Origin of the sequence: Psychrobacter sp. G, from assembly GCF_000418305.1 — a bacterium.
GTDB lineage: Bacteria > Pseudomonadota > Gammaproteobacteria > Pseudomonadales > Moraxellaceae > Psychrobacter > Psychrobacter cryohalolentis.
The window spans coordinates 2,202,839-2,219,130 of record NC_021661.1; the positions used below are offsets into that span (position 1 = coordinate 2,202,839).

At 39.9% G+C, this 16,292-nt stretch carries 14 protein-coding genes and 1 pseudogene; 5 read left to right on the plus strand and 10 right to left on the minus strand.

Features of this window, described 5'->3' with window-relative positions:
• Nucleotides 1–47 precede the first annotated feature (47 nt).
• From PSYCG_RS09090 to PSYCG_RS09110, 5 genes are all read right to left on the minus strand, one after another.
• Complete coding sequence (locus PSYCG_RS09090) at nucleotides 48–1,661, minus strand: flavin monoamine oxidase family protein (protein ID WP_020443921.1); 1,614 nt, start codon at nucleotides 1,659–1,661, stop codon at nucleotides 48–50.
• A gap of 89 nt (nucleotides 1,662–1,750) precedes the next feature.
• Entirely contained in the window at nucleotides 1,751–3,109 is a 1,359-nt protein-coding gene (locus tag PSYCG_RS09095; protein WP_020443922.1) for a cytochrome c, read from the minus strand.
• 90 nt (nucleotides 3,110–3,199) lie between these two features.
• Nucleotides 3,200–3,814 (minus strand): YceI family protein, encoded by a 615-nt coding sequence (locus PSYCG_RS09100; protein WP_020443923.1) that lies wholly within the window; start codon nucleotides 3,812–3,814, stop codon nucleotides 3,200–3,202.
• Between the two features lie 249 nt (nucleotides 3,815–4,063).
• Nucleotides 4,064–5,260 (minus strand): benzoate/H(+) symporter BenE, encoded by a 1,197-nt coding sequence (gene benE, locus PSYCG_RS09105; protein ID WP_020443924.1) that lies wholly within the window; start codon nucleotides 5,258–5,260, stop codon nucleotides 4,064–4,066.
• A 177-nt stretch (nucleotides 5,261–5,437) separates the two neighbouring features.
• Nucleotides 5,438–6,418, minus strand: coding sequence for a YhdH/YhfP family quinone oxidoreductase (locus PSYCG_RS09110; protein ID WP_020443925.1), 981 nt, complete (start codon nucleotides 6,416–6,418; stop codon nucleotides 5,438–5,440).
• Between the two features lie 227 nt (nucleotides 6,419–6,645).
• Here PSYCG_RS09110 and PSYCG_RS09115 point away from each other — a divergent pair, with 227 nt between their 5' ends.
• The 5 genes and pseudogenes from PSYCG_RS09115 to PSYCG_RS13445 form a co-directional block, all read left to right on the plus strand.
• A complete protein-coding gene (locus tag PSYCG_RS09115) occupies nucleotides 6,646–7,452 on the plus strand; it encodes an IclR family transcriptional regulator (RefSeq protein WP_227500739.1) in 807 nt (268 codons plus the stop codon).
• A gap of 305 nt (nucleotides 7,453–7,757) precedes the next feature.
• Complete coding sequence (locus PSYCG_RS09120) at nucleotides 7,758–9,110, plus strand: 8-oxoguanine deaminase (protein WP_020443927.1); 1,353 nt, start codon at nucleotides 7,758–7,760, stop codon at nucleotides 9,108–9,110.
• Between the two features lie 301 nt (nucleotides 9,111–9,411).
• On the plus strand, nucleotides 9,412–10,479 hold the full coding sequence (locus PSYCG_RS09125) for a DUF475 domain-containing protein (protein WP_020443928.1): 1,068 nt from the start codon (nucleotides 9,412–9,414) through the stop codon (nucleotides 10,477–10,479).
• Nucleotides 10,480–10,665: 186 nt separating this feature from the next.
• Complete coding sequence (locus tag PSYCG_RS09130) at nucleotides 10,666–11,190, plus strand: TIGR00645 family protein (RefSeq protein ID WP_020443929.1); 525 nt, start codon at nucleotides 10,666–10,668, stop codon at nucleotides 11,188–11,190.
• 32 nt (nucleotides 11,191–11,222) lie between these two features.
• Nucleotides 11,223–11,369: pseudogene (locus PSYCG_RS13445) on the plus strand (DUF411 domain-containing protein); the annotation flags it as partial.
• 183 nt (nucleotides 11,370–11,552) lie between these two features.
• On the opposite strand, the gene PSYCG_RS09135 reads toward PSYCG_RS13445, so the two are convergent.
• The 5 genes from PSYCG_RS09135 to PSYCG_RS09160 all read right to left on the minus strand — a co-directional run bounded on the left by PSYCG_RS09135 (nucleotide 11,553) and on the right by PSYCG_RS09160 (nucleotide 16,256).
• Nucleotides 11,553–11,900 (minus strand): hypothetical protein, encoded by a 348-nt coding sequence (locus PSYCG_RS09135; protein ID WP_020443931.1) that lies wholly within the window; start codon nucleotides 11,898–11,900, stop codon nucleotides 11,553–11,555.
• A 398-nt stretch (nucleotides 11,901–12,298) separates the two neighbouring features.
• The gene (locus tag PSYCG_RS09140) at nucleotides 12,299–12,754 is read right to left on the minus strand and encodes a MerR family transcriptional regulator (protein WP_020443932.1); all 456 of its coding nucleotides are present in this window, start codon (nucleotides 12,752–12,754) and stop codon (nucleotides 12,299–12,301) included.
• Nucleotides 12,755–12,904: 150 nt separating this feature from the next.
• Nucleotides 12,905–13,450 (minus strand): hypothetical protein, encoded by a 546-nt coding sequence (locus PSYCG_RS09145; RefSeq protein WP_020443933.1) that lies wholly within the window; start codon nucleotides 13,448–13,450, stop codon nucleotides 12,905–12,907.
• A 404-nt stretch (nucleotides 13,451–13,854) separates the two neighbouring features.
• A complete protein-coding gene (locus tag PSYCG_RS09155) occupies nucleotides 13,855–15,294 on the minus strand; it encodes a YjiH family protein (protein ID WP_020443935.1) in 1,440 nt (479 codons plus the stop codon).
• Between the two features lie 50 nt (nucleotides 15,295–15,344).
• Nucleotides 15,345–16,256, minus strand: coding sequence for an arginase (locus PSYCG_RS09160; protein WP_020443936.1), 912 nt, complete (start codon nucleotides 16,254–16,256; stop codon nucleotides 15,345–15,347).
• Between the last annotated feature and the right edge of the window lie 36 nt (nucleotides 16,257–16,292).

A 16,292-nucleotide genomic window follows, 5' to 3' on the forward strand; every position in this document is an offset into this window, starting at 1 on the left:
TTACCTCTGAATTTATTATGATTAATTTACTGTAATAATCACTTCTACTAACCAAGTTTTTTTGCCTTTTGATGTAGTCGCTGAGCGGCATCCATGCCAGATAAAATTGCCCCTTCTTGCCATGCTGGGATATGCGAGCAGTGCTCACCTGCTAGTACGATACGGTGGTCAATCGCGCATAGCGTATCGTAGTACTGATCACGGCTTGACTCGCTCCAAATGCCATAGCAACCGAGCGACCATGGAATACGGTGCCAAGCGACGGACGTTCCAGAGCGGAACTCTTTGGTGTATTGCGGATGAATATACTTACCATACTGTAGTGCCGCATCAATACGCTCTTTTGGATTCAGCGTATTAAATCGATAAGAGGCTTCTCCAAATCCATACGCGCCGAGTAGCACCCCTGAGCCTGTGGTAAACATATCGTGTGAAGGATAGGATATCTGTGAGATAGGCATATCAGTATAGGTGATACCGCCGTAAATCCATTCGTCTTCTTCCCAAAAGCGGCGTTTGAACTCTAAACCTACTTTATAAGAGGTGTCATAAGGTACCGCTGCCATCGCTTGCTTCATCGGCGCTGAGACGTTAATGTCAATCTGGGTCAATACTGATAGTGGAATGTTGCAGATACACCAGTCAGCACGCACGGTTTTAGTTTCGCCATCTAGATTGTTACTAATGCTATTGCTATCGACATAATCGACAGTGACGCCAGTCTCATCTTGATAAATTTTAGTGACCTTAGCATTAAACGTAATCATGTCTCGACATTCGCGAGTGAATGCATCACCGATTTTTCCCATACCACCGACAGGCTGAAACATCGCTGGTTGATGGTCATATGTCGTATAGTTGCTATAAATATCTGACCACATCCCTGAACTTAAGAGCTTGTCCATCGGTATCGGTGTTGAGGGTTTGGCATCAGGCATGAGCCCGCCACCTGGATAAACACTGTACCCACGATGCTTGCTGGTTTCATGGCTCTTGACATAGCGATAATTGTTATCAAGGACGCCCCAACCTTTTAATCCTTCTAATAACTTCTCTTTATCCTCTTTATTAACCGTCTTATCAAGGCTACCAGTATTGACTGCTTTGGATAATAGCTCTGAGACATAGCCACGTATGTCACTTTGTACTTCACCCAATCGCTGCGGTGCACCATTAAAATGAGTGGTACGGTGCAAATAGGCGCGGTCATTGGTTTGGATAAAAGGCTGCAGTGCCACACCGAATTTTTTACAATAATGGAATACCGCATAATGATGAACGGGCAATCGCCATGGTCCACCATTAAAGTAATTGCCTTTTTTAAAGTCACAAGTCACCTCGCCGCCACCAAGCTCGGTATATTTATCACCTGCGTTTAGTGTCCAACTGCGACCACCACCGCGATTTTGAAACTCAAGAACAGTGACTTTATAGCCGGCTTTACGTAGCTCATAAGCAGCGGTGAGTCCGCCCAATCCTGCGCCAAGGATCACAATGCTCGCACCAGCAGGCGCACCCTTCAAATTCATCTCTTGTTTAAAGCTAGATTCAGAAGCAAACCCTAACGTAGTCATCGCCTGATACATTGCTGTCGCCCCTGCGGTCTTACCGATCATTGATAGCAGTTGCCGGCGTGTGGGCGATTGAAGCATATCATTCATTTTATTATCCTTATTATTGAACCGTCATCCATGTCATCAGGTTGCATTAAGTATTTTTATAGCTGTATCGATAGTGGGATTAATGGCACTTACTTTAAGATGCGTTTGACGTCAGCAGCACTGACATCACTATTTTGTAGACCACCGAAAGTTACCCGCACGTAATTGGTAATACTGGCAATCTGTGCATGACTCAACTCTTTCTCGAAGCCGGGCATTTTGGGTGCTGTGTTTAACGCCCCTTTTGCACCATAAGCAATAACGTTAATCAGTGCGTCTGGCTTAACGCGACGAATACTACTCAGTCCTACGATAGAGGCGTAACGAGCATCGGGCTGCGCGTAACCATCGACCCCATGACAGCTACCACAGGCAGCAAGATATAGCGCTTTTGGTGAGTTTTGGTCATTATTAGAATGAGCATTCGTGGATGTTTTTGCCTGCGCTAAATAGTCTTTTTGCTCTATTAAATCATAGGTAATAGAGTGACTAACTGGACTGGGTAGCCGTGACGTGTCCACGGGTATCACGTAATCGTCTGTCTTAATGATAGGGACGACTTTTAGATAAGCAGCCATTGCAATTAAGTCGCTATCGCTTAGATAGCGTGTACTGTGGGCGACGGCTTCAGCCATTGGTCCACCCGCATAAGCCCGTTTGTCGAGCATGCCGATACGCAGATAAGTGACGATATCACTCTCACTCCAGCGCCCAATGCCACTGTCATTATCTGGAGTGATGTTGGGTGCATACCACTTACCAAGTGGCGCACCGGATAAATACTTGTCTTTATCAAGACCTTGCGTGAGATTGCGTGGGGTATGACAAGTACCGCAATGTTCCAAGTTATTAACCAGATATTCACCACGCTGCTGGGTTTGGGTAAGCCCTGCACGATTTTCGGTAGAAGGTACGTTAATCACATTCCAAGCCAACATTAATGTTCGTATATTTAACGGGAATGGGAGCTTAGTGGTATTTTCAGGTGGCTCCTCTACTGGAGGTACGGTTTGAAAGTAAGCAAATAACGCGCTGATATCCACATCAGCCATACCATGATAAGACGGATATGGCATCGCAGGATATAGCTGATGCGTAGGCGCACGACCTTTTTTCAGGGCTTTTTTAAAGTCAGTCTCAGTATAGTTGCCGATACCATAACGTGTGGAGGGCGTGATATTGGTCGAGTAAATATTACCAATAGGGGTTTCAATCGCGACGCCGCCGCTATAGTCTTCGCGATGACACGCCATGCAATCAGCAGTACGGGCAATGTAGGCACCGCGATTAACCAAATCGTTATTGGCAGGACTGACATTGGGTAAGCTGGTAGCTGGACTGATATTGAATAGGCTCGTCGTATTAGGTAAGCCTGCACTATCAGCCATGACAGCGCTGGAAGCCATACTAAGTGCAAGTGCTGATAACAGCATATAACTTGATTTCATACTATCCTCACTAGGCTGGACAAAAACTCATTTTTAATCATTTTAGCCATGACTTTATGACACGTTTATTATTTATCGACGCTAAAAAGATTATTGTTTAGCCGCTTCAACTTTGATACTTAGAGTCAGATCTTTAGTCATACCGAACAAGACATATTTTTTGATATTCCAATGAGTACGGTCAATAGTGGCGGTAAAATTGCCTCCGCAGATATTCTTCTTAGCTAGAGCGGTCAGATAGCAATTAAATTTGGTCGCCAATAAGCTAATAGGATAGGTCTGACCGTTTAAGGTTAGCTTGCCATCCACTTGTGTGACCTTTGGGTTTTCTGTGTCAGAGGTAAAATGCCATTTGGTAGATTCAAAATGAGCCAATGGAAACTGTTCCATATTAAAAAAATCAGAGCCCATCAGTTTGAGAGTGACGCTTTTATTGCCTGTGTTTAGGGATTTTATAGGGATAATAAGAGAGATGTCGCCAGTTTTTGCGCTCGGATCATACTGGAGTATTCCCGTCACATTATAGAAGCCGCCAGTGGTGGCAGAGGTTTTGAGATGGTCAATAGCGAAACGTACGTTAGAGGTGTCAGGCTCAATTTTATAGGTGGCGGCAAAGCTACTAATCGTAAAACCTACCAGCAATAATAGTGTTCCTAATGGCTTGTAGTAATGCAATAGTACTTTGTCAAATACAAGCTGGCTCATGACAACATTCCTTTGTTGTGTGATCTTACTTATGACACGATTTCTAAGCGTTTACTAGTATTGTTTTATTTGGAGGAGTTTTTAAGATTAGTACTGTGTCTGTTATTGAACTGCCTTACTATATTGATCGAAAACTATCAGAATATGATAACCAAGCGATTAAATGAATTGTAGCAGAGGGTTGGACTCTTAATTCCCAACCATAATCACTAAGAATATCTTTCAATCAATCACCTTTTTACCAACCAGTTATACCACAACCGGCTTGCTGCTTTTTTTAGTCAATACGTAGTGAGCAATCATACCGATACAAATACCCCAAAACACCGAACTCAACCCCAAAAACTGCATACCGGATGCCGTGGCTAAAAAAGTAATCAGTGCCGATTCTCTTTGACTATCATCTTTCATGGCAACCGTAATATTGGCTGAGATAGCACCTATTAGCGCCAGACCAGCTAGAGCGGCGATCAGCTCTTTAGGTAATAAGCTGAATACCAGCACAATACTACTAGCAAACAATCCCCCCAATAAGTAAAAAATACCATTAGCAACACCGGCGATATAACGCTTTTCTTTGAGCTCGTGCGCATCTTTTCCCGTACATAGTGCAGCGGTGATTGCTGCTAATGTAATGGTGATACCTCCTACGCAAGCAACCGCTAGTGAGGCAATGCTAGTGATCATGACAATAGGTTTCGCCGGCGTGTCATAGCCACTTAAATTTAAGATAGCCATGCCGGGTAAAAACTGACCACTTAAACTCACAAGAATAAGAGGAATTGCAAGGTTAAACGTTGCGTGCCATGACCATTCTGGCCAGATGAGGACGGGTATGGTCATCGTAAAGTTGATATCGACAGGGTTCATCTTGCCAAGTAGCAAACTTAAGGTGACGCCACATAATAATACCCAAATCATTGTATAGCGCGGTGACAAGCGCTTGGCCAACAAATAACAGCCTAACATACTAAAAATAATAAATGGCATGGTGTCAGTGGCGACGAATAACGCTAAGCCAAATTGAAATAGGATACCTGCCATCATACCGGCGGCGATACTGTTAGGAATCCACTGTAAAACCTTATCAAAATAGCCAGTCGCACCGACCATAAAAATGACAATGGCTGAGATAATGTAAGCCGCAACGGCCTCATTAATACTCATCTGCGGAAATAATGTCACGAGCAGAACGGTTCCTGGAGCAGACCAAGCAGTTACTATCGGCGCTTTATATTTGATAGAAAGATAAATACCAGGTATCGCAGTGCCTATCGATATACCCCAAATCCAAGACGCCATCATCGCCTCTGCCACTTGTGCTGCTTGTGCCGCTTGAAAGAAAATAACCAGTGGCCCTGCATAAGCAATGAGTACCGCTAAAAAGCCAGCAACAGACGCTGAAAGTGACCAGTCTTGTTTTAAATCTTGTATTACAGTTACCATCTTACATTCCTAAAAACTCTATAATTTTATCAATTGATCATCTTTAGGATAAATATGACCTCTTATACGAGTCATTACTAGTCGATAAAACTTTATCTATAGAAACTAAGAAACTCTTAATTTTTAAAATTAAGAGTTTCTTACTACATATCATATCGACAAGAAAATAGATGTCCTTTATATTTTTACGACATACCTGCCCACTGACTTTCCCTCTAGCATCAATGTATAGGTGTCTTTGATATCTTCTAGGCCAATCTCGTTAGTGATACTATCTAAAGTAGCTATTTTAAACTCACCAGCCAGTTTGTCCCATGCCGCTTGCTTCTTCTCAAGCTTACATTCAACCGAGTCGATACCTATTAGTCTGACGCCTCTTAAAATAAATGGGAATACATTGGTATTGAGTTCATGTGACGCTGTTAACCCACAGCAAGTAGCAACCCCATCGTATTTTATATATTTTAGGGCATTGGCTAAAATATCACCGCCAACCGTATCGACGACCCCTGCATATCTTTCAACCATAATGGGTTTTTTAGCGTCCTCATTAAAAGTATCTCTAAGGATGACTTCTGACGCGCCAATTTGTTTGAGATAATCAATTTGTTCCTCTTTTCCTGATACGGCAACGACAGTAAAGCCAATTTTGTTTAGGATAGAAACCGCTAAAGAACCTACGCCACCAGTAGCACCAGTGACTAAAACCTCACCATCTTCTGGCTTGACACCGTTATCTAGTAATTCATTAACACTCAAAGCTGCGGTTAATCCTGCAGTACCGAAAGTCATGATTTCTTTATCAGTTATTGTGTCAGGAATACGAGCAACCCATGACGCTGGCACTTTGACAAACTCGGCATGACCGCCATCAGTATTCATACCCAAGTCGTAGCCAGTCACCAATACTTTTTCTCCGACTGCAAAGGCATCAGATGTCGTTTCGTGTACCACTCCGGCCACATCGATACCGGTAATATGCGGGAACTTTCTAGTCACACCCGGATTGCCGACAGAGCTTAAAGCATCCTTATAATTTAATGATGAATAAGTTGTCTTTATGACCACTTCATCTTTATCACATTCTGGTACAGGAACTTCTTGTATTGCGCAAGAAAACACTCTGTCCGCTAGTTTCTCTACTACAAAGACTTTCATATTTATTCCTTATATATTCTTAGGACTACAAAACCTCAATATTTGCAACGAGAGGATTGTTCGCCTTTAATCACTTAAATTAGAAGTTAGCATTTCACCAATATATTTTTTATTCTGTATTAGTTTTCATATATCGATAGATAAATTATCGTTATATAAAATAACATAATTGATTTATCATAACAAGATGTAAACGCTCAAGCCTTCTCGTTATAATGGACGTAGCTATGCGGCGTTGTGTCGCTAAGGATATGAATCAAACCATGAATAATGCTAAAAAAAAAGGCTCAAGCGTTGAGCGTGTTTTGAAGATAGTTGAAATGTTAGCCAAGTCTCAAAGACCTATGAGTGTCAGCGACCTAGCAGAAGCGTTAGACATACCGATACCAAGTATGTATCGGCTGCTAGAACAATTACAGAATCTCGGATTCGTCCAATTAGATCTGCCTGGAAAAGTAACCTGCGGAAAACGAACTTATCAGCTAGCCATAGATTTATGGCAAAACAATCATTTCAAAACTGAAAGGCTGGCAATCTTGCAACAGCTTTCGGCACAAATAGGCGAAACGGTAGGCATTGCGATTATGCAAGATTTAGACGTGGTTTACGTCGATCGCGTATTGTCTGATTGGCCCCTTCAAATATACTTACCTGCGGGTTCTCATATTCCAGTTTGGGCAAGTGCCAGTGGTAAGTTACTTCTAGCACAACTACCTACAGATAAGTGCGAACGTATTATTGATAAAATGTCGATACATGCCTTGACCACCAATACACAGACCGATAAAAATCAGCTACTGAAGACCATCGCTAAAACGCGTGATACTCAAATAGGGATAGATAACGAAGAGTTTATTCCAGGCATGGTCGCCTGTGCGGTACTCATTCCAAATGGTGAGCAACAAGCATTTGCCACCGTATTTACTCATGGTCCCACTGTCAAAAAGTCTTTGGAAGAATTATTAAGCCATGTACCTCTTTTGCAGGAAGCTGCAAATGAGCTGTCTGTTGTTTTTAATCAAGACTCTCTATAGTCATTTGTCCAATTAGGTCACTAGCAAAACACCATAGCCGTTTTTTTCTTCTTGATTAATAGGGTATAGATCATAAGTAACATAGCTCAAGCAGAACACAAGTTACTTAATAATTGACAACACGGTTGTTTTTTGCCAAGATATTTATGAACAATGATTTGGAGGCGATCATTAAATAGCCGTGATTTTAAATCAACTACTATTCACACCTTTCCGGTTTGTGTGTTAGTAGCTCCTACATCCGGGTTTAAGCGATTAAGATTTTTCTTAATCTTTTCTAAACCTGATGACTAATAGGAGTCACTATGCAGGTTAAATCTCAAAGAACTTGGATCAAAAACCCCCTCGACTGTTTAGACCCCGCTTATGCTGGCGGTATCGTTATTCAAAATGATCTTATTGTCGAATTAATAAGGGCTGGTGAACAACCCTTACAATCGGTTGATGAGGTAGTGGATGCTCATGAACACGTTCTTATACCCGGCTTAATCAATAGCCACCATCACTTTTATCAGACATTGACCCGTGCTTTTCCTGCCGCGTTAAACAAAAATCTCTTCCCTTGGTTACAAAGTCTTTATCCCGTTTGGGCCAGACTAACCCCTGAAATGATAGCAACATCTACCCAAATAGCGCTTTGCGAATTACTACTCTCTGGTTGTACTACAGCCAGTGATCATCATTATTTATTTCCTAATGGTTTAGAGCATGCTATTGATATTCAAGTAGAGCAGGCAACCAAACTAGGTATCCGCGTTCACCTTACCCGTGGCTCAATGAGCTTAGGTGAAGATCAGGGCGGCCTGCCTCCTCGAACCACGATTCAAACAGATCGCGAAATTTTAGATGATAGCCAGCGATTGATTAAAGCCTATCACCAATATAAAGATGGCGCGATGACCCGCATAGCACTAGCCCCCTGCTCCCCATTTTCTGTTAGTGAAGAACTGATGCGAGCAACGGCTGATTTAGCCCAAGAGCTTGATGTCAGATTACATACCCATTTGGCCGAAACCCATGATGAAACAGACTTTTGTATAAAAATGTTTGGCGTGCGTCCCGTTGATTACCTTGAGCGCGTTGGTTGGTTAAATAATCGTACGTGGCTTGCACACGGTATTCACTTTAACGATGAAGAAATAGCACGATTGGGTAAAGCGAATGTAGGTATTGCCCACTGCCCTTCATCAAATATGTTATTAGCATCAGGACAATGCCCTACTATTGCCCTACAAGAGGCGGGTTGCCCTGTCGGTCTTGGTGTTGATGGGTCCGCGTCAAATGACGGCTCGAACATGATTGGTGAAGTCCGCCAAGCATTATTGTTACAACGCTTGCGCTATGGTGCTGAAGAAATAACCCATCAAAAAGCGTTTGAATGGGCAACTATAGGCTCGGCAGGATGTTTAGGTCGTGATGATATTGGCAAAATAGCGGTCGGTAAACAAGCTGATATAGCCCTATTTAAACTTGATGAAATACGCTTTGCGGGCGCAGGCTCTCCTGTTGCAGCACTATTACTTTGTGGTGCAACCAAAGCCGATAAGGTAATGGTTGCCGGTAAATGGCGTGTATTAGAGGGTCAAATAGTCGGTGTCGATATGAATCAATTGATGGCGAAACAAATTACGCTAGCGGCGGATTTAGCCCGTGCTTAAAAATATGTGAATGTAAACTATATTGATGGAAATAATAGTGGCTCCCTAATTATGATTCAAACATTCGGGTATGCGGTATAGATAGTAATAATTTTAGATAACGTACAAGATATTTTTTGACGCCAAACCATAGAATGTTATCTATAACAAACACGTTCACAATTTTATATAGAAGATTCTTTAAGAATACTTTATATTTTATAAAAAATCACACATGGAAAAGTGGCTAGCGATAGCCACTTTTTTTATGCTGCGTCTATAATAGACAACCTTAGCTTTACGCAACCAGACAGGATGTGTCATGAGACATTTTTATTTAGACTTCATCTTCACAGCTATCGCATTGATGGTAGCTGCATGGTGGGGATATTCACATAGCGGTATGGGCGGCTTAATCACCACCCTTTCTATTACTGCTATTTTGGCCGTCATGGAGATTTCATTATCCTTTGATAATGCGGTGGTCAACGCCTCAGTCCTTAAAGGCTGGGACGAGTTTTGGAAAAAGATATTTTTAACCGTTGGTATTTTAATTGCTGTATTCGGTATGCGCTTGGTATTCCCAATTGTCATCGTTGCGGTTACCGCAGACCTTGGCATGATGCAAGTGATAGATCTGGCATTGAACGACCCTAAAGAATACTCAGCAAGACTGATGGCACATCATGCTGAAATCTCAGCCTTTGGTGGTATCTTCTTGTTACTCGTCTTCTTAAACTTTATCTTTGATGATAAAGAAGTGCATTGGTTTAACTGGCTTGAGAGCCGCTTAGCAAAGCTTGGCAAAGTCGATGCCATGAGCGTGTTTGTTGCACTTATTGTCCTGATGTTTGCTGTATCTTGGGCAAGTGCGGAACAAGCTTCTGCCGTACTAATTGCGGGTGTTTGGGGTATCTTGGTCTATCTTGGTGTCCAAGTTATCTCTGGTATGCTCGAGGGTGACCTTGAAGAAGACTTAGAAAATGAAGAGAAGGGTTCAGGCGCCGCAGCGACCAGCGCGATTATGAAGGGCGGTATTATTGGTTTCTTATACTTAGAAGTTCTTGATGCTTCATTCAGTTTCGATGGGGTGATTGGCGCATTTGCGATTACCAATGACGTTATTGTGATTATGCTTGGTCTTGCGATTGGTGCCATGTTTGTACGTTCGATGACTATTTTCTTGGTAGACAAAGGCACACTTGATGAGTTCATCTATCTAGAGCATGGTGCGCATTATGCCATTGGTGCTTTGGCAATTATTATGCTGCTATCAGTGAAATTCCATGTACCAGAGATTATTACTGGTTTGATTGGTATTGCCTTTATCGGTTGGGCATTGCTTGCTTCACTTAAGCATCGCAAGCAACAAGCAAAGGCGATTACTTAGTGTTGATTTTAGCTTACGTTTAAACGCTAAGTTCAAATTAAGAAAAAGCGCTTTGGTAAAAAATCGTAGTCATGACAGGTTATATCAAGCGATTGGTATGACCTGTCTTCTGTCACGGATCACTTTCTATTGCCTAAGATAAGCATCTTATTTTATAACGCATATTCCCAAAAACAAGAGATATACATGCTAAAGAAAGCTGAACAAACATTAGAGAAAACTATATTTAATAGTCGTTGGCTACTAGCCCCATTTTATTTGGGGCTAGTGATCGGTATTATTTTACTATTTATCAAGTTTTTCCAAGAACTATGGCACATGATTACCCATGTGTTTACTGCTTCTGAAGCCGATGTCATCGTCGGCACGTTGGCTCTTATTGACATGTCACTGGTCGCAAGCTTATTACTCATCATCATATTTAGTGGCTATGAGATCTTTGTCTCAAAAATTGATACAGGTGATCATGAAGATCGTCCTGAATGGATGGGAAAAATCGATTTCTCTGGTCTGAAACTTAAAGTAATCGGTGCCATCGTTGCCATTTCTGCCATTGATCTTCTCAAATCATTTATGGATATACCCAAAAAGATGAGCGATGCTGATGCTGATGTATTGATGTGGAAAGTCATTATCCATATGACGTTTGTATTATCTGGCTTGTTGTTTGCTTTGATGGATAAGATTGTCGGCGATACCAAAAAGCACTAAAAAAAATTTCAGTACAAAGTGTAGTGGCATAATATATGGCACAGTTTTTAGAGAATCCACCCGTACAAGCAATGAGTCTTGTTTTACCGAGTATGCCTGTCGGTAGCCCCAGTATGGAGTATCAAGATAAGTTTGAACCGTATCAGATTATGCAGCGTAATAAGGATAGCACCACCTAAGTCTATGCAGATATCGAATCGGTGCAGTAGAAATTATAGTCGGGTAAATATTTTTCCTATTGTCTGAATCTAATCGCTATAAACCAAGAGTATCCATTCAATTAACTGGTGAATTGAATGGATACTGATCAGAGGTCTTACTGTTTTTATATATAGACTTCATAGCTGTGAATGCCATAATCTTCAACTGGTAATTTTACGAACCAATAAAGTAAGTTTGTCTTTACCATTATCAACTGTCGCTTCCTTATCATAGGCGACGGTCGTTTCATGTTCCGCAACATCATCTCCAACTTTAAGAGCCGTAACGACTTTAGCAGTATGCTCATTATAGGGCTTTACTGTCAGGTTATACTGAAACTCAGTGTCAACAGCGATCGATGCCATCTCTTCAGCATTTACAAGCATTACAGGTGAAGCAACTAACTCACCATCTTTAAATACAGAGGTAGAAACTTTATAAGCATCAGCAGCAAAGCATGATCCTGACGCCAATACGGTAGCTACTAACAAACCTAATTTTACTTGCATCTTAATTTCCTTGTTTATAATCAATGTATAGTCAATTCCAAATAAAACAGATACGTTATGTTCCAATGCAGTACTGGTATAAATTTTTCTGGCGTGCTGTGACTACGCTGACAGAGGCTGCGTAAAATTCATCCCAGTCCTACTGTATCGCTTTATTACTGAACTCACTATAACTATTCGACAATATTTATAGCCAACTAAAAATATGATATTTCATGCATTCTATGACGGAAGCGCTATATCTTGAAAGTGGGACATTACTTATGTAGCGCAGTCGCTGTCTCTTTTAGCTAAGCAACTGCTTTACTTAGTTAGTTTCTATAGGTTTGACATACATCTGCAGGTATTCACGAAAAAAATAGTCAGCCTTCAAGTTTGTGACGTTAGGCAAACTTGAATTAATACGGCGTATCATTTGGCAGCAGCTCCGCTATTCGTTTTTGCCATTCATCTTTAGAAAGAAGCGTATTATTATTTGATTTCATTTCTTCTAATACCCTATAACGAGTAGTAAGCTGATTAATGACGTTGGTAAGAGCCGCTTGTTCGCTTTTCGCTTGAGCAAGCTTTTCGGAAACGGCAAGCATTCGTTTATCGATACTGAAATTGCCATCGTAATAATCATTAAGACCATCCTTAATTTCATTGAGACTAAAACCGACAGCTTTTATGTTTTTAATTATTTCGATACGCTCAATACATTCTGGATGAAACTCTGTATATAATCGTGACCCTGCCTGACGCTTACGAGATCTCAGCAATCCCAATTCATCGTAATGGCGAATAGTATCTTTAGTCGTATTGGCTTGTTTTGCCAATGCCCCTATCAATAAAAAGGCTGGATCAGATTTCATGTAATAATCTCGAAAAGGTACGTTTATCTTATTTTAGACAAGTATACCTCAATGAAACCAGTGTAAACCGACTTCTTCTATCCAGAGTCATTTGCCATAACATTTCTTATGAAAAAAAGTGCGGTTCACGAGCCATGTCATGGTATTCCTTTATGTAATTTCATAACCATTTTCAATTAATACTTTATAGATTTCTAAAACCTCATCTAGAATCTTTATAGCCATCGTGTCATCTTTCATCATTTGCCACGGCTTACTAGAGCTTCTCCAATCGAAAGGCTCAAACTTGCCCTTAGCTGGCCACCAACCAGAACTTTCAAACTGCTTATTTTTAATATTCTCGTTTAGTAAACTTTTTATTCTACTTTTATGTTCACTTGCAAATTCAGAATGTCTGAATTTTCCTAAAAATCTTACGCCTAAGCTTGGTTTATTATAATAATCTTGAAATTCAAAACAAATAATTCCAATTTTTTCTATACTTCCGAAGCTAAATTTTTCATACTTATTATCTACTTTCATATTTCTTAGAATAATTTTTTGAGGATAGCTTTTAGCATTTAGGTGTAAATCTAATTTAAGCTTTCCGACAAACTCTTTTTTCATTTTTTCAACATTATTATGGAAAGCCAGGCTAGCCTCTATAGTATTCTTATTTCGTCTCATGATTTCTAAAGCTATTTTATACTCATTCATATCTCCAACCTCCGTAAACTATTTTTTCTTGATGCTCGTCTGCGAGGTAATATTGATGTTCTTAGAGACCGCGTCCTTGCACATATGGTTACCCATGATTTGTGTGATAACGAGGCTAAAGAGGTCAAAGTGACTTTTGCCATATAGCGTGGTATAAATTAAAGCCGGCTCTATGGGTCAAATCGGTGTCTTGGCGCGGATAATAGCGACCAAACTTATGCAGTTGTAGTTGGTCAGATACCTGTTGCACGATGTATGATTGACCTTGCAAAATGACGATCTTGTGAGTAGCTTGATATTGATAGCAAAAGACCACCTTGATAAGTGATCTTTTGTTGCTTATTCTTTTTTTCAGATATTCTTTTTTTTCAGATATAGTGCAGTCAGCTTTCATGAAACCCAATTTAAAAAATCATATGAGCACATAATGCAATAATTGGTAATGAAATAATGGTTCTTAATAGAAAAATTATTAACAACTGAAAAAAGCTCACTGGAATTTTTGTGCCTAGAATCAATCCCCCTACTTCTGACATATAGATCAGTTGAGAGACTGACAAGCAAGCGATGACAAACCGCGTTAACTCTGATTCTATTGAAGAGCCGATAATCGCAGGCAAAAACATATCTGCAAAACCCACCATAATGGTTTTTGACATTTCTGCTGCAAAAGGTATATTCATTAATTCTAAGAATGGAATAAACGGCATACCTAAATAATCAAATACAGGTGTTTCTTCTGCAACGATTAAACCCATCGTCCCGATTGCCATAACAACAGGCAATATTCCGATCCACATATCCAAAATATTTTTTAACCCATCGTTCAAGAAAGTAAAAAAGCTTGGACTCTTTTCTGCTTTGTGAACGGCTTTATGTAAACTATGGGTAAATAACGTTTTTCCTTCAGGGATGGTTTCATGATCTCTATCACTATTTTCTACTACATACGTATCGTCAATTCTAGATAAAGGCAACAACCTTGGTACTATTAAAGCACAAACAATCCCGCATAAAGCAACCACCCCAATCATATTGAGGAAGTAGCTTTCTAGCTTAACCTGAGAGATGACGACCAAACAGAATGTAATCGAAACTGCTGAAAAACTGGTAGCAATAACAGCTGCTTCTTTTTTAGTATAAAACCCACCTTCCAACTGTTTATCAGTTAATAATACGCCAATAGTGCCATCACCCAACCATGATGTTAGACAATCTACAGATGACCTACCGGGTAAACCAAATAGAGGTCTCATTACTTTACTTAATAAAACACCAAAAAATTCTAATAAGCCAAAATCAAGCAATAACGGTAGCAGTAATCCAGCCAAGAAAAACACAATAAAAAGTATTGGCATTAATTCATATAATATTAAACCCCCAATATTATCTGAATATATTGCCTCAAACCCAAATTTAAAATAGGTAACGACAGCAAAAAACGCACCAAGCATTCTAATAATAAGCCAAGGTGTTGTAACGTTCAGTAAATTATTTAAAAATGCATTATTTAGAATCAATGAAGGCTTCATGATTTTAGTGTATAAAGTACAACACAATGTAATCATAATTGAGATTACAACAAACAGTGGCAAAAGGCTGCCCATGTAACCTTGTATATAATCCTTTAAGACAGAGATAGGAATGGTAAATCCTTCTGCATATGATACAAATTTACCATCTACATAGGGAATTGGAAATACGAAGAGCAACAAACCTATTATAGAGGGTATAAAGAATTTTAAAAATTGTCTAATACTGATACTGCTGACAGCTTGACTTGAAGCATTGGCTTTAATAATGTCCATATTATTTTTACTCGCAGTCCATTTTTTAACTAGCATAAATAGATTTTTTTATGCTAGATTCTTTAACTCATTTTAAATAATTTATACTAATAATTATTTAAAAGAGACTGTGTCACTTTTTCTAAAATTTTAAATATTCTGGTTGAGTCATCTTTTGAATTGTTATACAAAGGATTGATTTCTGCCATTTCCCAACAGCATACTTTCTTATTCTTGATTAACTCTATGTTAAGTTGCATGGCTTGTTCATATGACAAACCATTCATTGCAGGCGTACCAGTTCCTGGCACATACAAAGGGTCAACGCTATCAACATCAAATGAGACATAAATGTGATCACAATATTCTAGCTTCTTAAAGATTTCCTCTACTGTGGAACTGATGCCTTTTTGAGTGATTTCAGCAACGCTATATAAAGGGATTTTATGTCTTCTAATTAAATCCATCTCTTCTTCTTGATAGTCTCTAACGGCACAAAAAACCACATTTTCTGGTTTGATTGATGGTTCGCTTGATGCCATAAATTTCAATTTCTCCCAATACTCTTTTTCTTTTTCAGAAAGCTCATTGCGCTGGCATTCTAGATTGTCAATGGCACAAGCCATCGCCAAAGGCATGCCATGCATGTTTCCTGATCCACTGGTATATGGTGAATGAAAATCAGCGTGTGCGTCTATATAGACCACACCGATTTCAGCATCAGGATGCGCCATTTTTAGGCCGTGCATCGTTCCTGCGCAGCTAGAATGATCTCCAGCTAAAACAATTGGGAATTTATTCTCATTTCTTATATCTTTTATTTTATGTGCTAACTTAGAGATGATCGGTTCAATCACATCAGCATATTTTGCATGCGCAAATTGTGATTCCCCTTCACTGTTGCTATCATCCTCAATACTGTCGAATTGCAATTTTTCAAAATAATCTGCATTAAGCTCTTTCGATGACGCTTTTAATGCATCAATACCTAGAGAGGCACCTTTTTTTATATCCTGCAATATCTGAATAAACTTCTACTATTCTTATATTTTTCA